Source organism: Proteus sp. G2669 (assembly GCF_009915245.1).
Lineage (GTDB): Bacteria > Pseudomonadota > Gammaproteobacteria > Enterobacterales > Enterobacteriaceae > Proteus.
Genome location: NZ_JAABLX010000050.1, coordinates 1 through 21,492, shown reverse-complemented (window position 1 = coordinate 21,492; position 21,492 = coordinate 1). Strand labels below are relative to the sequence as shown.

General features: G+C 37.4%; 18 protein-coding genes and 2 tRNA genes. 7 read left to right on the top strand and 13 right to left on the bottom strand.

Going from position 1 to position 21,492, the window contains the following annotated elements; all coding sequences use genetic code 11:
- The first annotated feature begins 93 nt into the window (after positions 1 to 93).
- From GWI68_RS14055 to GWI68_RS14040, 4 genes are all read left to right on the top strand, one after another.
- Positions 94 to 1,185 (top strand): NADH:flavin oxidoreductase/NADH oxidase, encoded by a 1,092-nt coding sequence (locus GWI68_RS14055; RefSeq protein WP_166540696.1) that lies wholly within the window; start codon positions 94 to 96, stop codon positions 1,183 to 1,185.
- A 257-nt stretch (positions 1,186 to 1,442) separates the two neighbouring features.
- Complete coding sequence (locus GWI68_RS14050; protein WP_109407840.1) at positions 1,443 to 2,072, top strand: CatB-related O-acetyltransferase; 630 nt, start codon at positions 1,443 to 1,445, stop codon at positions 2,070 to 2,072.
- Positions 2,073 to 2,503: 431 nt separating this feature from the next.
- A complete protein-coding gene (locus GWI68_RS14045; protein ID WP_243733404.1) occupies positions 2,504 to 4,177 on the top strand; it encodes a YadA-like family protein in 1,674 nt (557 codons plus the stop codon).
- Between the two features lie 132 nt (positions 4,178 to 4,309).
- Complete coding sequence (locus tag GWI68_RS14040) at positions 4,310 to 4,627, top strand: hypothetical protein (protein WP_166540694.1); 318 nt, start codon at positions 4,310 to 4,312, stop codon at positions 4,625 to 4,627.
- Between the two features lie 230 nt (positions 4,628 to 4,857).
- Here the strand turns inward: GWI68_RS14040 and GWI68_RS14035 are convergent, their stop codons facing one another.
- The 8 genes from GWI68_RS14035 to ttrS form a co-directional block, all read right to left on the bottom strand.
- Positions 4,858 to 5,268, bottom strand: coding sequence for an acyl-CoA thioesterase (locus tag GWI68_RS14035; protein ID WP_072068555.1), 411 nt, complete (start codon positions 5,266 to 5,268; stop codon positions 4,858 to 4,860).
- Positions 5,269 to 5,376: 108 nt separating this feature from the next.
- A complete protein-coding gene (locus GWI68_RS14030; protein ID WP_166540693.1) occupies positions 5,377 to 6,156 on the bottom strand; it encodes a PhzF family phenazine biosynthesis isomerase in 780 nt (259 codons plus the stop codon).
- Between the two features lie 163 nt (positions 6,157 to 6,319).
- A complete protein-coding gene (locus tag GWI68_RS14025; protein WP_166540692.1) occupies positions 6,320 to 7,855 on the bottom strand; it encodes a peptide MFS transporter in 1,536 nt (511 codons plus the stop codon).
- A gap of 420 nt (positions 7,856 to 8,275) precedes the next feature.
- Positions 8,276 to 8,617, bottom strand: coding sequence for an MFS transporter (locus GWI68_RS20490; RefSeq protein ID WP_347877536.1), 342 nt, complete (start codon positions 8,615 to 8,617; stop codon positions 8,276 to 8,278).
- Positions 8,584 to 9,483, bottom strand: a complete 900-nt coding sequence (locus GWI68_RS14020; RefSeq protein WP_347877532.1) for an MFS transporter — start codon at positions 9,481 to 9,483, stop codon at positions 8,584 to 8,586. The genes GWI68_RS20490 and GWI68_RS14020 overlap by 34 nt, the downstream gene beginning before the upstream one ends.
- 272 nt (positions 9,484 to 9,755) lie before the next feature.
- Positions 9,756 to 10,697, bottom strand: coding sequence for a Kdo(2)-lipid IV(A) acyltransferase (locus GWI68_RS14015; RefSeq protein WP_166540691.1), 942 nt, complete (start codon positions 10,695 to 10,697; stop codon positions 9,756 to 9,758).
- A gap of 74 nt (positions 10,698 to 10,771) precedes the next feature.
- Entirely contained in the window at positions 10,772 to 11,374 is a 603-nt protein-coding gene (gene ttrR, locus GWI68_RS14010) for a tetrathionate respiration response regulator TtrR (RefSeq protein ID WP_166540690.1), read from the bottom strand.
- A 10-nt stretch (positions 11,375 to 11,384) separates the two neighbouring features.
- A complete protein-coding gene (gene ttrS / locus GWI68_RS14005; RefSeq protein WP_166540689.1) occupies positions 11,385 to 13,148 on the bottom strand; it encodes a tetrathionate respiration histidine kinase TtrS in 1,764 nt (587 codons plus the stop codon).
- Positions 13,149 to 13,325: 177 nt separating this feature from the next.
- Here ttrS and ttrB point away from each other — a divergent pair, with 177 nt between their 5' ends.
- The 3 genes from ttrB to ttrA are packed head-to-tail and all read left to right on the top strand — an operon-like array spanning position 13,326 to position 18,167.
- Positions 13,326 to 14,069 (top strand): tetrathionate reductase subunit TtrB, encoded by a 744-nt coding sequence (ttrB, locus tag GWI68_RS14000; protein ID WP_072068548.1) that lies wholly within the window; start codon positions 13,326 to 13,328, stop codon positions 14,067 to 14,069.
- A complete protein-coding gene (ttrC, locus tag GWI68_RS13995) occupies positions 14,066 to 15,094 on the top strand; it encodes a tetrathionate reductase subunit TtrC (protein ID WP_166540688.1) in 1,029 nt (342 codons plus the stop codon). The genes ttrB and ttrC overlap by 4 nt, the downstream gene beginning before the upstream one ends.
- Entirely contained in the window at positions 15,087 to 18,167 is a 3,081-nt protein-coding gene (gene ttrA / locus GWI68_RS13990; protein ID WP_166540687.1) for a tetrathionate reductase subunit TtrA, read from the top strand. The genes ttrC and ttrA overlap by 8 nt, the downstream gene beginning before the upstream one ends.
- A gap of 264 nt (positions 18,168 to 18,431) precedes the next feature.
- Here the strand turns inward: ttrA and GWI68_RS20670 are convergent, their stop codons facing one another.
- The 5 genes from GWI68_RS20670 to GWI68_RS13965 form a co-directional block, all read right to left on the bottom strand.
- On the bottom strand, positions 18,432 to 19,034 hold the full coding sequence (locus GWI68_RS20670; protein ID WP_166540686.1) for a LuxR C-terminal-related transcriptional regulator: 603 nt from the start codon (positions 19,032 to 19,034) through the stop codon (positions 18,432 to 18,434).
- 291 nt (positions 19,035 to 19,325) lie between these two features.
- Positions 19,326 to 19,580: a biofilm formation regulator BssS gene (gene bssS, locus GWI68_RS13980; RefSeq protein WP_064720401.1), complete on the bottom strand. Its 255-nt coding sequence runs from the start codon at positions 19,578 to 19,580 to the stop codon at positions 19,326 to 19,328.
- Between the two features lie 211 nt (positions 19,581 to 19,791).
- Entirely contained in the window at positions 19,792 to 20,844 is a 1,053-nt protein-coding gene (pyrC, locus tag GWI68_RS13975) for a dihydroorotase (protein WP_166540685.1), read from the bottom strand.
- A 198-nt stretch (positions 20,845 to 21,042) separates the two neighbouring features.
- A tRNA-Asn gene (locus GWI68_RS13970) sits at positions 21,043 to 21,118 on the bottom strand.
- A 291-nt stretch (positions 21,119 to 21,409) separates the two neighbouring features.
- A tRNA-Asn gene (locus tag GWI68_RS13965) sits at positions 21,410 to 21,485 on the bottom strand.
- Between the last annotated feature and the right edge of the window lie 7 nt (positions 21,486 to 21,492).

Genomic DNA, 21,492 nt, shown 5'->3' with positions numbered 1-21,492 from the left:
TCCGATAGCCTTAAACTTGTATATTAAATCCATTTATTTATAAGCAAAGTAATTTTCTTTGCATAAATTCTTATTGGTAGCAGGAGGCTTTATATGAGTTTGTTGTTTTCCCCTAAAAAATTAGGCCCCCATCAGTTAGATAATCGTATTATTGTTGCGCCAATGTGCCAATATTCAGCACAAGATGGTTATCCGACAACGTGGCACATTATGCATTATGGGCAGCTTGCATTATCAGGTGCTTCGCTTGTGATTGTGGAAGCAACTGCTGTTGAACCGAGAGGCCGTATTAGCTATAAAGATTTAGGCATTTGGTCTGATCAGCATGGCAGTGAATTAAAAAAATTGGTTGATAATATTAAGCAATATTCCTCTGCTAAAATTGGTATACAAATCGCCCATGCGGGGCGCAAAGCATCAACTGATTTACCTTGGAATGGTGGCGGATCATTAGCACCAGATTCTCCTTATGGTTGGCAAAAAGTTGCACCTTCAGCAATTCCTTTTGGAAAAAATCATCAGCCTCATGCTCTGACTATTGAAGAAATTGAAGAGATAAAGCAATCCTTTATTGAGGCAGCGAAAAGAGCAGAATCAGCAGGTTTTGATGTTATTGAAATTCATGGCGCTCATGGATATTTATTGCATGAATTCTTATCCCCATTATCAAATGATAGAACAGATCAGTATGGTGGTGATTTTAATAATCGTAGTCGGTTATTAGCAGATGTTTTTGTTGGAGTGAAAAATGCTGTTTCTGATAATGTTTGTGTTGGCGTGAGAATTTCTGCAACAGATTGGGTTGACGGTGGCTGGGATCTTGAAAGCACAGTTGCTTTAACGCAACATCTTGAAGAGTTAGGTTGCCATTATATTCATGTTTCTTCTGGTGGTTTATCTGATAAGCAAAATATTAAACTAGGCCCTAATTATCAAGTGCCATTTGCTCAGGCTATTTATAATGAAACACAATTGCCAGTTATTACGGTTGGACTTATTACCGAGCCAGAACAAGCTGAAGCTATTTTATTAACAGAGCAAGCTGACTTTATTGCATTAGGTCGAGGTATTTTATACGATCCTCGTTGGCCGTGGCATGCGGCAGAAAAACTGAAGCAAACCATAAAAGTTGCGCCTCAATATTTACGTTGTGCGCCTCATGGGAGTAAAGATTTTTTTAAATAGTCATTTCTTAAACCATGGATAGTCATAAAATGTTATGTAGATTATCCGTGGTTTTTTCGTCAATAAAGCTTATGATGACAGATAACAATAGTGGTATAAGTTTATCGAATAAAGAGACAGGATAATAAAGTAAAATGAAACAAAATCCTTTATTACTTCAACCTAGGATAGCTTAAGGCGATGTGTTTTGAATGCGAACACATCATCAGAGAATTAAGCATTCTTTGATGACTCATTAATTTATAGCGAGTCATATTATGAAAAATAAGCATTGGTCACGTGTAGAATATCTACATGAAACAGTAAAAAATAAAAACATTATCATCAAAGGACAACATAGCTATTACAGTGATTGTTGGGATGAGGGTTTTGAAGCTTCTGTTGTGCGCTATCTTTATGGTGATGAAGTTAGCCTGCAATGGGAACCATTATGGGAAATTGATAAATTATATATCGGTGATTATGTTTGTATTGGTGCACAAGCCGTTATATTAATGGGCGGAAACCATACTCATCGTATGGACTGGTTCTCTCTATATCCTTTTATGGATAAAATTGAAGAAGCTTATATAGGTAAAGGTGATACTCATATTCAGGATGGTGCATGGATAGGAATGCGTGCAATGATAATGCCTGGAGTCACTGTTGGTGAAGGGGCTATTGTTGCTGCTAATAGTGTTGTTTCCAAAGATGTGGAGCCTTATAGTATTGTAGGTGGAACGCCAGCGAAACATCTTAAATTCCGTTTTGATCCAAATGTGATTGAGCAACTTTTATCGTTAAAAATTTATCAATGGTCAGAGAAAAAATTTGAAGCTCTTAGGCCTTATTTATGTCAATCCTCAATTGATAAATTATTAATCGCAGAAGCGACTTTTATTGAATAAACATAAATCCCTAAACATAAAAATGTTTAGGGATTTATACTTAGTTATTGTTGTAATATAAATTTATAATGCTATTAAAATATAAAAAAATAACGTTATTATTATTTGATCTTTATCTCAAAATTTAAAACATTTTAATTTTATTAAAATGGATCTTGTTTTTAATATTAAATATTATTCTTGTTTTTTTATTATTTGTCTTTTTTCTTTAGTGGTTGATTTTATTTTGAAAATAAAAAATAGTAATTTATTTTTTCATTGATTATCTAATTATATATAGATGTTATTATTCATTTATAATGAAATTCCTGAGTGGAATTAAATTATTTTGTAAAATATATAATGTGTAAAAAATAAAATACATATTACTCTATGTATGAGTTTATTAATTATGGAGTGATATAAATATGATTTGCAATATAAGTTTTAAGATGAAACTATTGGCTATTATATTATTTTCATCTACATTTTCTTATGCCAACAATACCACTTTATTAGGTGGAGATAGTAAAGCAGATGGTAATGAGGCGACAGCAGTTGGATATAATACGTGGGCACATTCAGACCAATCAACAGCGATTGGAGCTAATGCCGGCGCTGAAGGTAAAAATGCAACAGCAATCGGTCATAAAAGTACGGCAATAGGGGATAATGCATTGTCATTAGGAAGTGGGGCAATGGCTATTGGCGAAGGTTCACTGTCTATTGGCTCTCAAGCTTATAGTGAAGGTAAGGATGCAATTAGTATAGGTAAAGGTGCAATAAATAATGCGGAAAATGGGGTGATATTAGGCAGTGGAAGCCGCCTTTCAGATAGCGCTGAAAATTCGGTCCTTATTGGCAGTAAGTCATCAGGAACAGCAAGTAATGCTATTATATTAGGTGATAAAAGCAGTAATAATCGAGATAATACGCTATCAATAGGCAGTGATAAAAATCAGCGACAAATTATTAATGTTGCAGCAGGAACACAAGATACAGATGCGGTGAATGTTTCTCAACTGCAAGAAGAGAAAAATAATATTCTTATTGAAGCTGATAAGCGTATTCGTGACAATAATGTCGTCATCAATGATAAAATTGAGCAAGAAAAAAATACTCTACTCAAAGCAACCACAACTCAAATAAATGAAAATAACAAAGTAATACAAAATGATATCTCTAAAGCAAGTGAAGCTGTATTAAAACAAAGTGAATCTAAAGCAAAGGTATTGGCTGATGATGCAAATAAAAAATCAAATCAATATACTGATAGTAAAATAAACGAACATCAAGATACAATTATTAATTATATCAATGAAGAAAAAAATGAATTCTACCTTTATACCGAAGATAAACTTTCAGACATGAAAGCCGGTGTTGAGTCTTATACTGATAATAAAATTAGTGAGTCTGAAAAGGATATTAAAAATTACACAAACAATAGATTTATTGAAGTTGAAAATAGTGGTAAAGAGTATACTGATTTTAAAGTTAATCAGCATGATGTAAAAATAGTTGAGCATATTGATAATGTTAGAAATGAAATTACAATATCAACAGAAGGGCAAGTTAAAGCATCAGAAAAAAGTGCTAATAGTTATACGGATATAGAAATTAGTAAAATAGCATCGGGTATGGAAGGGCTTATTGGAAAAAATAATGAAAAAATAATAAAGGAGCGTGAGAAGTATATTACTCAAAAAGGAAATGAGTATATTAATATCACTAATAGCATTATTAGTGAGAGAGATGAATCGTTGAAGGAATATATAGAAAGATCAAAACATGACTCTATCTCTATTGCAAATGAATATACCAATAATAAAATTAAAAATATCTTTATTGATAACGATATTGCACTGAAAAATATGGATAATAAAATTGATAAGGCAGATAAGAGAGCAAGTGCTGGTATCGCTTCCGTTGCAGCTATGGCGAATATTCCCTATGTGACGGCTCACACTTTTAGTTTAGGTGTGGGGGTTGGTAATTATCGAGATGCTAATGCACTTGCAACAGGTGCTCAGTATCAAATAACAGAAAGTGCAATTATTCGTGTTTCAGCTTCATGGAATACGGAAGATCGCGGTGTTGTCGGTGGTGGTGTTTCTTATGGCTGGTAAGTGTCTACTAAATAATATTGCTTAGGATAATAATGAGAAATAAGGTCGTTTTTTCTTATAGGATTGACTGGCTTTTATGCCGTCGATTTGAATAATAAGGATAACGACCTTTGTTTTTATAATGAGACTATCATGATCTATCTTCATTCTGGTGGTGGCTGTATAGAAAAGCAAGTAAGAGTAAATCAAGCCGCAACAGATAAAGCGCAAGAAATTGCTAACAATATAATGAAACCACTCATTCAAATAAGATCGCTTACTGACCTCTCTGGGGATAATGAGGATGTTGGCGTAATATTGCTCATTGAACCTTCCATCGATTTGGCGCTTGAAGTGGGCCGAAGATATTCACACTCTGTTGATATAGTTATTGCTGAAAGTGCAAAAATGGGAATGAAATTAACAGTTTGTCAGATTGAATTTTCAGTAATAAAGATCTGTGTTCTCTAATTCTCTGTTGTATACAGTTATCCACATTAACTGTGGATAACTCTTGTCTTACATGTTAGTAATCTTATTACTATTTGATTTTATTGAATATTTATCATTGATTGAAAAATATCCATTTGAATTAATTATTTTAATGTCTTGTTCTTACTAAGAATAATTTACGACATAATAAAATCATGTACTTTTTAATTAAGGCAGGTCAAAAGAGAGATAGTACTCTTTATAAGAGGCTATTTGTCGAATAATGGCGTGGGTTTTCCGGCATTATCGACAGCTACAAAATTAAATTGGCCATGGATCACTTCTTCTCGTCCTTCAGCGTACATATCTTCCAGAAAAATTGAGACATTAACCGTTAAGCTAGTACGTCCAACACGAATAACTTCACCGACTAGTTCAATAATCGTGCCTGATGGGATCGGATGATTAAAGTTAATCTTTTCGGTTGAGACAGTCACTAGGCGTTTACGACTAAAGCGTGTGGCGGTAATAAATGACACTTCGTCCATCCAAGCTAATGCAGTACCACCAAAGAGTGTGGAGTGATGGTTAGTTGTGGTTGGAAAGATAACTTTAGAAACGCGAGTAACTGAATTTTTGATTTTATCTTGCAGTTCAGGAGATAAGTCAGAGATAGACATAACAATAAAGCCTTCTTCTTTTTGATACTGTAGGGAAATTTTCCCCACAGTATAAAATAGAGTAAATTGAAAGCAAAGTAGATGAATGGCTGATAATGTCGTCAGTAATTAAAAGGTAATTTCACCTGCTAGAAAAAGAGTCGCGTCACCGGTAAGTAGAATACGACCATTTTTTAATTCACAGTCGATATTTCCACCTCGTTTTGAGACTTGTCTTGCGTGTAATTGTTTTTTATTTAGCTTATTACTCCAAATAGGAGCTAATACACAGTGAGACGTACCAGTAACGGGATCTTCATTAACCCCTTTTACAGGTGCAAAGAAACGAGAAATAAAATCAAAAGGTTTATTGCCCTTAGCTGTAATAATAACGCCAGGTAAATCTAACTGTGCGATTTGAGTGAAATCAGGTTGGTAGTTAATGACTGTTTTTGGATCAGATAAAAAGCAGACATAACGATCATGTGCTTGCCAAACTTCATTGATGATTAAATTAAGTTGTGTTTCGAGTTGTGATTTTATGCCGTTATTTAACGTTGCTGGAATGGTTGGAAAATCAAGCGTAAAAAATGAATCTTGGCAAGAGACGGTGAGCTCACCTGAAAGTGAATGAAATTTAAATAAATTATCTGGAGCGTGTTTGATCGTTTTTAATACAAATGCGGTGGCTAATGTGGCATGTCCACATAATGGTACTTCTATTTTTGGTGTAAACCAGCGAATGTGATCATCCACTAAAAAAGCGGTTTCAGGTAAATTAATCTCACTAGCAAGTGTAATTAAGGTGGCATCTGGCAACCATTCTTCTAACAAAACGACAGCTGCGGGATTCCCTGAAAAAGGTGTAGAAGAAAAGGCATTAACATAATAAATAGGAAGAACAGTCATTCCATTACCTTAGTGATAAATTATCAATCGATAGAAGATAATGAGATTAAGTGTTTTAAATACTAGGTGCAATATATAAAAATCACCTTTAAATAACAGGGTATAAAAGCAAAAAGCCATGCCTAAGCAAATGAGGCATGGCTTCAATAATGAGCAACTGAAATTAAGCTTGTGCTTTCTCTTTGCTATCTGCGCTTTGTAAAATCTTACGAACTGGAATAATTAGTGCAGCAAGAACAACGGCACAAATAACCAGTGCGATAGAAACATGAGAGAAGAAATCAGGCATTACATCCAATTTGTCTGGACGAATATTTCCGCCCATTAAACCAGCGGCTAAATTACCTAATGCGCTTGCACAGAACCATAATCCCATGACCTGCCCACGCATTCTTGCTGGGGCTAAAATAGTCATTGTGGCAAGGCCAATTGGGCTTAGACATAATTCGCCTAATGTCAGCAATAAGATGCTACCAATCAACCAAAGTGGTGATACACTTTGTCCTGTTGCGATAACGCTTTCAGATGCAAACATCATGACGGTAAAGCCACCCGCTGCAAATAAAATACCAATCACAAACTTAGTGATGCTGCTTAAATTCATATTCTTACGTGCCATCATTGGCCATAACCAACTAAAGACAGGCGCAAGAACAATAATAAACAAGGCATTTACAGACTGGAACCAAACTGCAGGGATCTCAAAGCCCATAAAGTTTAAGTCTGTATAGTCATTGGCAAATAAGTTAAATGATGTCGGTTTTTGTTCGAATGCAGACCAGAAAAGGGCGGCTGAAACCAATAAAAGGAAACAAACAAATAAGCGAGAACGGTCACTACTACTTAATCCTGCGAATAGGAATAAATAGATAAAATAGGCGATAACACTACCGGAAATCACATAGACCATAAAGTTAGCCACAGCAACTGGGTTAAAAGGAATAACACCAGAAATGATAAGGCCAACAATTGCCATAAGAACGACAGATAACGCTAAAATCCATTGACCGACATTACGACGAACAACCGTTGGGCGATCCCAGCTTGAATCTAAACCTACTTCACTATCAAAGCGACGCATGGTCGGTACTGCGTAAAAGCGGAAAATCAGTAACGCAACAAGCATACCAATTCCACCAATACCAAAGCCCCAATGCCAGCCATAATCACGCACTAAGAAACCGGTGATGAGTGGTGCAATAAATGAGCCCATATTGATACCCATATAAAATAAGGAGAATCCACCATCACGGCGAGTATCATCCCTTTTATATAAGGTTCCTACCATTACTGTGACGCAGGTTTTAAATAATCCTGTGCCCAATACAATCAGTAATAAACCGATAAAGAACAGATCTTCTGACCAAAACGCAGAAAGTGCGATGGATAGGTGCCCTAATGCGATAAAGATAGAGCCATACCATACAGCTAGGCGTTGACCTAACCAGTTATCAGCCAGCCAACCTCCAGGTAGCGATGTTAAATAAACACCACCTGCGAAAATACCCACAATAGCAGATGCCTGCTCTCTGGGGATTTCCATGCCACCCTCATAAACGGTTGCCGCCATAAATAGAATTAATAATGGGCGAATACCATAGAAAGAAAAGCGTTCCCACATTTCAGTGAAGAAAAGGGAGCTTAATGGATATGGGTGGCCAAAGAAAGTTCGGCTAGATTTTGAGTGAGTAGATTGCATCTTAAATTCCCAAAAAAAACCTCTACAGGTCGTTTGCAAGTAAAAAGAACAAAATATTAGCAAGTGATGAAACAAAATTATTTCATTCTGTTATCAATATTCACCGCATTTAATTAATATATTTTTAACATACTTTTGTCAGGATTTAGCGACTAAAAGTATATTTAATACTTTATAAACCATTTTTTGGTGCAAAAGTCGATAAAAATCTCATTTTGCAATAGTTAACCTTGCAATTTTTTGAAAAAAGAGGACAAGAAAATTTTAGAGGTCTTAACAAACAGGCGTTAAGAATGTTCTTAATAAACAATAAATTACAAAAAATAGAATAAAAAAAGTAACAATTAGGCCTTTAAATGTAAAAGTGTAATTTTTTGAAGAAAAAAAACTATTAACTGATCTTATTTGTGGATTTTCTGACTACTTTTCTTGTGGCGTTCTAAAGCTTAACCAAGAATAAATTAGATTAAAAAAGACAACCGCCGCGGTGAAATAAAAAACAGCTCTAAATCCATAGCTTGCAGCAACAAAAGCACCCATTAACGGTCCTGTAACATTTCCAACATCCCTTAGTGCTTGGTTATAACTAAAAATTCGACCCGCAATAGCCGGGGTAATGTTATAGAGAATAAGCGTTTGCACTGCAGGTAACATAGCTGCATTGACTGCGCCAAGTAAAAATCGTAATGCACCAAGTTCCCAATAATTACTGACTAGTGCCATTGGAATTAGCATAAAAATAGAGAGCCCGAGGGTAAATATAAGGACTTTATCAGGGCCAATTCGGTCACCAAGCTTACCAAAGCGAGGGCACTAATCAGTGCAGCAATACCGGGTACGGAGGCAACAACACCACTGATAAAGGCAAGGTTACTGACTGATCCTGTTAATTCACGGATATAAAGTGTCAAAATAGGGGTAACTGAACCCGTTGCCACTTGAATGATCATTGTGGTGAAAAATAGGCATACAACGAGTCTTTTGTTTTTAAGTGATGAAAAAACCTGTTTTGTAGTTAGTGCGTCTTTTTTAGAAACCGGTGTGAAGTTTTCACTCACGAAAAAGAGGGTGACTAGAAAACAAATAAATAAAACCGCTGAAGTAATAAAGAATACAGGGCGTAAACCATAGAGGTCGGCAAGCATTCCTCCAATTAAAGGACCGATTAAAGCGCCACTTACAGCACCCGTTGAAAGAGTACCTAATGCCCAACCACTTTTTTTGACAGGGACTTGAGTTGCAATTAATGCGTTAGCATTAGGAACAAAGCCACCTAATACACCTAGCAAGGCACGTAATACCAGTAACTGCCATATATTTTGTGCAAAACCAATTAATACCATGACAATTGCCATGCCAAGGGCAGAGCGTAATAGCATTAATTTTCGACCTTTCCTATCAGACAATTTTCCCCAGAAAGGGGCGGCGATAGCAGAAAAAAGAAAAGTAATACTAAATGCTACACCCGTCCAAAGGTTAAGCTCTTCATGATCGGTTATACCTAATTCTTCAACATATAAAGGAAGAAAAGGCATAATTAAACTAAAACCTGCGCCAGTTAGAAAACAACCAAACCAGACAATATAAAGATTACGTTTCCAAGAATTATTTCGGGGCTTGAGATCCATGTTACTCCTTTAGCCGAGAACGAGAGAGTAAACCAAGAAAATAGGCTGAACATAACCGTGGTGATGTTGAATATTGTGACAACGCATCGGTCTTCTTATTTATAGTGAATAAGAATATAGCCATGATACAGAATAAGTGCGATAGGTCTTGCTCTTATAATGTGTTTTTGCAGGAGTTTACAGCTTGTGCTGTTGTTGATTTTATTATTGTTGTTTCAGCGTGTTGTCATATTACAAAGTGGCTGCTTTGGAATAAAACAGCCACTTCGTGATTAGTGTACTTTCTTTATTTCATTATATAAAGAAGCGTCCCCTTCTGGGCGGGTTTTAAAGCGGCGATGCAACCACATATATTGGTCTGGCGCACGTAAAATCTCTTGTTCAACCACTTTATTCATCGCCTTAGCAGTATTTTCCTCATTATCAACAGGAAAATCGGCAACAGCCGGAGAAATAATTAACTCATAACCCTTACCTTCAGGTAAGCGTTTGGGCGTAAATGGAATTAATGCAGGTTTGCTGGTTCTTGTCAGAATATAAGTTCCCGTTGTTGTTGCCGCTTTATCAACGGCAAACAAAGGTACAAAAACACTTTTACGTGGACCATAATCATGATCAGGTGCATACCAAACAATTTCTCCCGCTTTTAAGCTACGGATCATGCCTTTGACATCTTTTCTGTCGATCATAAATTTATTAGAACGTAATCGACCCCATGTTTGTAGCCAGTCCATAACGGGATTATCGTTAGGGCGGTAAACACCAACTCCTGGGTTATAGATACCAAAAATACGAGCACCTAGCTCAAGAGTAAGAAAATGTATCCCAATAAGTAAGATGCCTTGTCCTTTTTCTTGAACCGCTGAAATATTTTCAAGTCCGCTGACTTTAAACCAGCGCTTAACTCGCCATTCAGGCCAAAACCAAGCCATTCCAGTCTCAAACAATCCCATACCAACAGATTCAAAATTTTTATTAATTAAAGCTTCGCGTTCACTTTTTGGCATTTGTGGAAAACAAAGTTCAAGATTTCGTTCCGCTATTTGGACACGTTTTCTTAAAAAAACTTTAGAGAAACGACCTAGGCGTGTGCCTAGCCAATAAATGACAGGATAAGGAAGCAGAACCAGAATATAGAGTAATCCGATCCCAAACCAAGTCAGCCAATACTTAGGCTGCAAAAATGATTTTTTAAATGGAGGTGACTTTATCATAAGCCTATCTATTTACTATTTTTCCAATGAATATCTTATATTGTGACATTTTTTGGCGCAGATAAGAAATTTTGTCATAAATTAGGTGAAATTATTTCAATGCCTTGTAACGCAGTCACCAATTCAGCAATATTTTTAGCGGCCATTTTGTCCATCACTTTGGCTCGATGAACTTCAACAGTTCTTATTGAAACACAAGCAACTTCAGCGATTTCCCGGTTCATTAAACCTTGAATAACATAATAAGCAATGTCTTTTTCTCTTGGGGTTAATGATGCATAGCGACGACGAATATCATGCGCAGTAAAACGGGTATTTGTTTCAAGAAATGCGGCATCTAAGGCTGATAACAGTGCATTGCTATCAATGGGTTTTTGTAAAAAATCAATAGCGCCTTTTTTGATCTCCTCAACGGCCATAGGAATATCACCATGTCCTGTTAAAAAAATCACAGAAAGTGTACTGTGCTTATCAATTAAATGCTGGTGAACTTGTCTACCGTCAGGTTTTGGCATTCGCATATCTAACAGTACAACCCCTTGTTGATAGAGATTGACGTTGTTGATAAAGAATTCGCTATCATTCCAAACATGGGCTGAATAACCTAAGCTTTCTAATAAAAACTGACAAGCATCAGTGACAGCAAGATCATCATCAACAAGGTGAATAGTGGGCATTTTTTCTCCGTTATTTATTTTTATTAGGGAAAATAAGCGTGATTTTTAATCCGACATTATTTTGCTCATTTTGTTGATTTTCAATATGAATATCCGCACCTTGAGAAAGCAATAATCGCTGGCAAATCACTAAACCTAATCCAAGTCCTTCCGTTTTTGTTGTTTGGAATGGAGAAAAAGGTTGTTCAAGCTGACTATGACTCATTCCGCCTGCATCATCTTCAATAACAACAAGCAATCTATCTGGTGCTTTGTGTGAACTTATCTTTAAATGCTTTGCACCTGCTTGCAGGCTATTGGTGATTAAATTCGATAAAATTTGCTCTAATAAGGTTTCGGGTAAACACAGAGTATCATGTTCATCAACATTGGTTTTCAGTGAAACTTGTGGGTATTTTTCTTCTACACGTAAAAGTTTCCAAATATGGTGGATACATTCCGCAATATTCTGATGAGAAAGCGTAATCGTATCTGTGTTAGGTGCCTGTTTTCCAACCCATAAACGTAGATTTCTAATGATATCAGCACCGCGTTGTGCTTGCTTGTCTATTTGTTGCAATGCAGGTAATAGCGGGTGTGACTCATTTTCTTTTTTAAGGCGAATGACACTACCTTGTGCATAACTTTTTATGGCGGAAAGAGGCTGATTAAGTTCGTGAGCAAATCCTGAAGCCATCTCCCCCAATATATTTAAGCGTTGAGCGTGTTCTAACTCTTCTTTTTGCTGCCTTAATCGATTATGAGCATGCTCTAATTGTTGACTGCGACGCCTTACTAAATAGCTAATCCACACTTGGTTTAAAATAAGAAAAAAGATAGCAGCCAACGAAAGACCAATAATAAATTGGTGTTGAATTGCCCAGCTTTTTGCATCCAGCCAAAGTTGGCGTTGTCGAGGATGTTGGTTGACTTCCCTGAGTAAGTTTTCAACTTGTGTATGTGATGCAGGGGCTCCCCATTTCATGGGTTTACTGTCATCCGTGAGTAAAGCGCGAGTCACTTTATCAACTAACTCATCAGGCACAGTGTCTAATGCTGCAAATGACCAATTAGGATACAGGGGGGTACTGGTTAAGCACGGAGTGTTAGTTTGATAGGAAATGACTGGGCGATAATCACTTTTTCGAATCAACCCTTCATTATCCATATTTTCTAGTAGGCAGACGGGAATAATTGCCGCGTTAATATCTTCATCTCGTAAGAGATAAAGCAAGGCATCGGCAGGAAAACCGGTAAAACGTAGAGTGAAATCTTTATCGGGATCGATACCTTCTTCGCGTAGTGTTTTATAACCTAAAAGATAACCACCAAAAGCATCGGGTGCAATAGCACCAACACGCTTTCCTATTAGCTCGTGAACAGAAGTAATTGGGCTGTCATTACGCACTAAAATTAGACTACCAATCACATTTCGTGTCGTGTTATCAGGCTCATAACCAGAGCGTAAAGAGAGTAACCAGCGTAATGGAAAAGCATTATCCAATTGAATAAATTGCGCAGGATTTGTTAGTAAGAAATCAACCTTTTTTTTCGCTACTGCTAGCTTCATTTCTTCCAGATTTAAGGGAACTAACACAAAATTTTCTGAAGGCAATTGTTCATTTAATGTTTGAACAAGAGGTAACCAGTGTCTTTGTGTTGAAGCATCACCCCGTAAGGCCAAGACGCCAATATTCCACTCTTTTGCAATGGCATGTAGAGGAAGTACAAAAAAGAGCAGTAATAATCCGATACTTACTGTATTTCTTATCCCAATTGTCTGTTTTATCGTCATAAATATCTAATGTTAAATATTGTTTTGGATCAAGTTCATACCCGGTATGTGGTAAACCACAATAGGTGTTGTCTTCAGTAATTTTTACAATGCACTTATAACAAAACACATACTTTTTACTTTCTATTTCCTTCACTCATTGTGAGATTGTGTTGTTGAGTGATGCTGGAGACAAATATGGATCTTGGAAAACGAAAATTTCTACAACAATTAGGGGTCCTTACTGCAGGTGCTTCACTGGTTCCTTTAGCTGAAGCCGGCATTAAATTATCACCTGAGCGTCGTGAAGGCTCAGAAGATAAACGCTATGGCATGCTGATTGATTTACGCCGTTGTGTAGGATGCCAGTCCTGTACTGTGAGCTGTAATATTGAAAATCAAACACCCCAAGGGCAATTTAGGACGACAGTAAACCAATATCAGGTTGCTATCAAGGGGCAAGAGGGGATAACCAACGTCTTGCTACCTAGATTATGTAACCATTGTGATGAACCACCTTGTGTGCCAGTTTGTCCTGTCCAAGCAACTTTCCAACGTAAAGATGGCATTGTTGTTGTTGATAATGAACGTTGTGTTGGTTGTGCTTATTGTGTTCAAGCATGTCCTTACGATGCCCGTTTTATCAATCACTCAACACAAACTGCGGATAAATGCACTTTCTGTGCGCATCGTCTTGAAGTTGGTTTATTACCTGCCTGTGTCGAATCTTGTGTTGGCGGCGCGCGTATTATCGGTGATATGAAAGATCCTAATAGCACTATCAGTAAAATGCTGCGTACACATGAAAAAGAGCTGAAAGTATTAAAACCAGAAAGTGGCACATTACCACAAGTTTTCTATCTCGGCCTCGATGATGCATTTGTACAACCGTTAGCAGGTCAAGGACAACCAGCATTATGGCAGCAGGAGGTTCACTCATGATCCCGCAACTCTCTCAAATTCAAGAAGTCATTGCGATCCCGCAAGAATATTTTTGGTTGCCTTGGGCTGTGCAGTATTTCTTTTTTATTGGTATTGCTTGTTGCGCAACACTTTACGCCTGTTGGCAGTGTTGGAAAGGCCGTGCAGGTAATCAACGTTTAGAAGCCGTAGCGGTATTTATTGCAGTGACCGCGGGTATTACAGCACCGCTTGCTTTAACTGCAGATTTACACCAAACAGCGCGTGTATGGCACTTTTATGCTTATCCAACACCGTGGTCGTGGATGGCATGGGGTTCAATATTACTGCCATTGTTTTCGGCGTTTAGCATGCTTTACTTTGCGGCAATGGTTGTTCGCTTAGTGTGGAAACGTGAATATAAATTAACACGTTGGGTTGCATTAGCTTGCTCATTAACTGCAATTGGTTTGCTGTTATATACAGGGCGCGAAGCTTCTATCTTAAAAGCAAGACCTGTGTTGTATACCTATTGGTTACCGATCTTACTGTTCTTTAGTGCAATGCAAGTGCTACCAACATTGTTGGCATTAGGAACGCGTCGTGAACCTGTACATCAACGTGAATTAGCGATGTGGTTTGTAAGCTCATTAATGTTATTAGCAGTATGTACGGGTTTTTGGGTTGCTGGCGATACGATCTCAGGTCAGGCCATTAGACAACAATTAGCCATGGGAAGTCTTGGCTGGTGGAGTGCCATGGGCGTTATCGCACTATGGGTTATCTCTGTTGCAATGGGACTTTTGATGGCAAAACAAGCCCGTTCGATCGTATTTATTACCATTATGGCATTTGTATCAATGGGGCTTGCGTGGGTATTACGCTGGTTAATGTTGATGGGTGCACAATATATTCCAAAATATAACATTATTACAAATCCTTATGAATTTACGCTAGGCAATGATGGACTGATGGCAATCGTCGGAACATTTGGATTGTGGATAGCGTTAACCATCATATTTAGAGAAAGTATTCGTTGGGTTGTCAGGAGAGTGCAGCATGGCTAAGTTTACAAGACGTCAATGGCTTAAAGGTGGATTGGTTATCGGTGGTATTGCCGCATTTGCTGCCAGCTACCGTGATGTTGCTAAACGTGCCATAGATGGTTTAGTTGATGGCACATCAGGTAAAGTGACACTTGACAGGATCAATGGCAACTCATTATTACCTGAAGGTAAGGTTGTTAAAGAGAGCAAATGGCAAGCGAATACTGATCAATCGGTTTGTATGACCCAATGTTTTGGTTGTTGGACGCAATGCGGTGTTCGTGCCCGTGTTGATAGAGCAAACAATAAAGTATTACGTATTGCAGGTAACCCTTATCATCCACTTTCTCATGATCATCATTTTGGCTACAACATGCCAATTAAAGAAGCATTTGAAAAAATGGGGGGTGAAAGTGGGTTAGAAAATCGCTCTACGGCCTGTGCGCGTGGTGCAACCATGATGGAAAGCCTTGATAGCCCAACACGTATTCTTGAGCCGATGAAACGAGTTGGTAAACGTGGTGAAGGTAAATGGAAACGCATCAGTTTTGAACAATTGATCCAAGAAATTGTTGAAGGCGGTGATTTATTCGGAGAAGGTCATGTTGATGGTTTGCGTGCGATCCGTGATTTAGACACTCTGATTGATCCCAAACAACCCTCATTAGGTCCTAAAGCTAACCAATTATTAATGACAAATGCGGGTGATGATGGACGTGATACATTTATTCGTCGTTTCGCTCAAAACTCATTTGGTAGTAAAAACTTTGGCGCTCATGGCTCTTATTGTGGGTTAGCGTATCGTGCTGGCTCTGGTGCGTTAATGAACGATTTAGATAAAAACGCCCACGTTAAACCAGATTGGGATTATGTTGAATTTGCACTGTTCTTAGGAACATCACCAGCACAATCAGGTAACCCATTTAAACGTCAAGGTCGCCAGTTAGCTAATGCACGTATTCGTGACTCGTTTAATTATGTGGTTGTTGCACCAGCTTTACCATTAACAACAACATTAGCTAACGATCATGGGCATTGGGTTCCTGTTCAACCAGGAACGGATGCTGCTTTAGTGATGGGAATGATCCGCTGGATCATTGAAAATAAGCGTTACAATGCAGACTATCTGTCAGTACCAAGCGAAGTTTCAATGAAAAATGTGGGTGAGAAGAGCTGGACAAATGCCACTCACCTTGTGATCAGTGATGAAAAACATCCACTTTCAGGACAAATGCTCACTACGGCACATTTGAATGATGTTGCTGAAGGGGAAGAGCAAAACTTAGTGTTATCGCTAGATGGTGAATTAGTTCCCGCAACACAAGTCGATAAAGCACAATTATTTGCTACGCATAAAATTACTTTAAAAACAGGCGCAGAAGTGACTGTTAAATCAAGTTTTCAATTACTTGATGAAGCGGCTAAACGTATGACTCTGGCTGAATATAGCGAGCGCTGTAAAGTACCAGAAACGACCATTGCCGCATTAGGCCGAGAATTTACCGCTTATGGGAGAAAGGCTGCTGTTATCTCTCATGGCGGTATGATGGGAGGAAATGGTTTTTATACTGCTTGGAGCGTGATTATGCTCAATGCACTAATAGGTAACTTAAACCTTAAAGGTGGGGTATCTGTTGGTGGCGGTAAATTTAATGGCGCAACAGATGGCCCTTGTTACAAAATGGATAGCTTTAAAGGTAAAGTGAAGCCAAAAGGCATGGTGCTATCACGTAGTAAAGCAGCCTATGAAAAATCCGATGAATATCGTGAGCGTGTAGAGAAAGGAGAATCGCCATATCCTGCCAAAGCACCTTGGTATCCGTTTGCTGCGGGGCAATTAACTGAGCAATTGGGTTCTGCATTAGCGGGTTATCCTTATTCATTAAAAGCATGGATCACGAATATGACCAACCCTGTTTATGGGATTGCTGGTATTCGTCAAGTAATGGAAGAGCGCCTTAAAGATCCAAAGCATCTGCCTTTAATTATCGGTATTGATGCCTTTATGAATGAAACAACTGCGCTGGCAGATTATATCGTGCCTGATACACACAACTTTGAAAGTTGGGGATTTAGCGCGCCTTGGTCTGGTGTTCAAGTGAAAGCAAGTACTGCACGTTGGCCGATTATTGAACCTCGTGTTGCTAAAACAGCGGAAGGCCAACCAATCTCAATGGAAACATTCTGTATTGCTGTTGCAAAAGCCTTAGATTTACCAGGCTTTGGTGATAAAGCTATTGAAGATATGGATGGAAATTTTTATCCAATCAACAGTGCAGAAGATTACTATTTACGTGTTGCGGCTAATATGGCGTTTATGGGTGAAAAGCCGGTTGCTCCTGCAACTAATGAAGATATTTTATTAAGTGGTGTTGATCGAATTTTGCCAGTAATGACTTCCACATTAAAAAATGAAGAAGTATTACGTGTTGCATATATTTACACTCGAGGCGGTCGTTTTGCGCCTTATGACAAAGCATGGAATGGTGATGAAACGGGACCTCAGTGGAAGAAACCATTACAAATTTGGAATGAAGAAGTTGCAAAAAACCATCATGCAATAACGGGTGAACGTTATAGTGGTTGCCCAACTTATTATCCACCACGCCTTTCAGATGGTAGCGATATTCACCAGCACTATCCTGAAAATCAATGGCCATTAAAATTAATGTCCTTTAAGTCTCATGTGGTGAGTAGTTCAACGGGTATGATACAACGTTTACGAATGGTGAAACCGAGTAACTTGGTCGCAATTAATCCTCAAGATGGTAAAAAATGGGGTGTTAACCATGGTGATAAGGTTCGTATTGTAACACCTGGTGGGCAAGTTGAAGCTGAGATTAGTTTACTCGATGGTGTGATGCCAGGTGTTTTAGCGATTGAGTATGGTTATGGGCATCAAGAATTAGGCTCCCGTCAACATTACTTAGATGAACAACCTTTACCGATGGATAAAGGTATTGGTAATGGTATCAATCTTAATGATTTAGGGTTCGCTGATCCAACAAGAGAGATAACCAACACTTGGTTAGACTGGGTATCTGGTGCCTCTGTTCGTCAAGGTTTACCAGCTAAGATTGAACGTATCGCTTAATTATCTGTCTTGAGTTTTTGACCATCACTTCACTCTTCAAAATGGAGGGTGAAGTGATAACAAAGTAAATAGCTTATTTTTTATATTATAAAATATATATAATATTAGTTTAATTATCTTAATATCACATGTACCCTACATACATAATATTATTATAAATTTAAGGTGACCAACACGCCTATTCGTCATCATGCTTACAGAGAGTAATAATAGGAATCGGACTCCTTTTTTCTTTTGTTTATTTTATAATATAAAAACACAAGACTACTTTTCATATATGTACTTTAAAATGTTATATATGAAAAATAGCTCAATTCTATTTTTTACATTAATCTTCTCAGTAATATGTCTCTTGTGTGAATATACCGTACTATTGCTAATACATAGCTTTTTAGCTATTTGGTGATTGGGTAATTCATTCATCCAGTAATTAATAATTTTTTGTTCTTGTGTGCTGAAAATAGAGCACATAGAGTGTTTATATGTTGGAAAAAATACTTGGCATCGTGATGTGAATAAAGATGTTTTTTCAAGCACCCAAGGAAGTACTCTTTTAGGTAGGATAAAACAGTTATTTGTCAAAGAGATAGGTCTTTCTTTGTCAGGATAGTTTGCATCAATGTAGAGATAAAGTCGGCAATTTCTTGTTGAAATGAAAAAGAGTTGCAAATGTTGGCAGTGTGCTATTTCTCGGCAATATCGGGTAAGATCAATGAATATGATATCAGGCATAGAATGATTAATATAATTATTAGCTTCTTGTATAGATGATACATCAATAATTTCATGTCTTATATTTCTTTTGGAGAAATAATGTTTTATACCGTTACGAGTAAAGAAACATTCATCAATAATTAATATTTTCACAAATAACTTCCTTGTTTGTTACTATTCTATTAATTTATTAAAATAAAGATAACTTCATTTTATGTCAATTCGGCATATATATTATTTTTTTCAAGATATATCGAATAAAATAATTATTATTACTCTTGTATTAAATGATGATTTATTTATTAATGTTGTTAATTGTTTTTTATGATATGAAATTTATAAATAGATAGTATATAAGAAATGATTATGCGGAATGATAAAAATGAGAACAGGAGTACATAGTACTCCTGCTTTGCGTTCGCTATCTTTTTGTCGATCTTTTTATTAATGCTTGGTGTTGTCTGAAACAGAATCTTCAGATGATTCAATTTTATCAATACCTGCTTGAAGAATATGAATCAACTGTTTAGCTATGTCTGTTGTGAGCCAAAGTGTCTTATCTACAACTGCATTTTCTGGATGATGTTCGTTTTCAGGAAGATAATGTAAACGCAACATCATGGCATCGTAGATGTCAACGGTACTGATATCCCAGCCTACAACAGGATGTGTCTGTATAACTTCATTTTTTCTACTCATAATACCTCCTAATCATACAGCCGGTTTTGACTAAGAGAGAAGCTCCCACGCAATGTGGTTACTTTTCAGTATACGAGATTTATCATGATTAAAAAGATAAATTTTTGTTGTAACAAAAAAATGTGTGCTGGCTCTGATAAAAGAGTAATGCACCATTAACAGTCGAACAAATGTTATATGGTGCATTTTAGAAAAATATCAAGGGGTGAGATTAATCGACAGTAATATCCCAGTGAATATTTTCATTCGCTAAGAATGGGATAAGAGCTTCATTACCACAAAGAATTTGAGCAGGTGCTTCAATGGTTTTTTCTGTTAGCGTAATGGTGCCTTCATTTACAGGTAACCCATAAAAACGTGGGCCATTGAGTGAACAGAATGCTTCAAAGTGCGCTAATGCATCAAGCTCTTTAAATACGGTTGCATAGGCGGCTAATGCAGTAGGGGCATTAAATACACCCGCACAGCCACAAGAGGACTCTTTTCGATGTTGCAAATGTGGTGCAGAGTCTGTTCCTAAGAAAAAGCGAGAATTTCCAGATGCTACTGCTTGTCTTAATGCCTCTTGGTGAACATTACGTTTAAGAATTGGTAAGCAATAGAGATGAGGTTTAACACCGCCAACTAACATATGATTACGGTTAAACATCAAATGTTGTGGAGTAATGGTGGCGCCAAGAAATTCATTTCCTTCTAACACATACTGAGCCGCTTCTTTGGTTGTGATATGTTCAAAAACTATTTTTAGCTCAGGAAATTGTTTGCGCACAGGGGACATGACGCTATCAATGAAACGTGCTTCTCTATCAAAAATATCAATATGTGAAGCAGTAACTTCGCCGTGGATCAACAATGGCATACCGATTTTTTCCATCACACTTAAGATTGGATAAATCTTTGTAATATCAGATACACCATGGCTTGAGTTTGTTGTTGCATTTGCAGGATAAAGCTTACAGGCGGTGAAAACACCTTGTAAAAAACCTTGTTCAACTTCTGAAGGCAGCGTGCTATCCGTTAAATAACAAGTCATTAAAGGTTCGAAGTTATCACTAGCAGGAATAGCAGCTTTAATTCGATCACGATAAGCGCGAGCTGCTTCAATAGTTGTCACTGGTGGAACAAGGTTTGGCATGACAATGGCTCTGCCAAAATAACGACTGGTATAAGGAACAACGGTTTTTAGCATGTCATCATCACGAAAGTGAACATGCCAATCATCAGGACGGCGAATAGTGAGGGTGATAGGTTGTGCAGTGGTCATATACCGGCTCCGTGTGTCTTAGGAAAATCGAAAGATCAAGGATTGGATTGGACTAAGTAGTCAAGCCGGAAACGAATGCTAATACGAAAACGATTAAATAGCTACCATTTAATCGTATTTTTTATTATGTCTTATGGAATGCTGTAAGGGAAAACAGAGAATAAAATCAAAAGGTTACGAGGGTGACACAAATAGAAATGGCTCCTCCAACTGGACTCGAACCAGTGACATACGGATTAACAGTCCGCCGTTCTACCAACTGAACTATGGAGGAATAACACTAAGTGGCGTGTATCATATAGCGGTCGTTTTGATATGTCAAAGGACAATCCTCGATATTTGTTTAAGTGCGTAGATAAGCAACATTTTGTGCATTTCTAAAACGGATACTCTGATAAAGAGGTGATATTTTCTGCAATAATGAATAAAAATAAAGAGATAACGTACTCAACTGTAAAAATGGAGATCTTAAAAAAATACATTAACGGAGAAGAGAATGAAATGAATTATGCTGAAGATAGAAAGCAAAAAGCCCGCACTATAATAGCGCGGGCTTTTCTAAATTTGGCTCCTCCAACTGGACTTGAACCAGTGACATACGGATTAACAGTCCGCCGTTCTACCGACTGAACTATGGAGGAAGCGTGT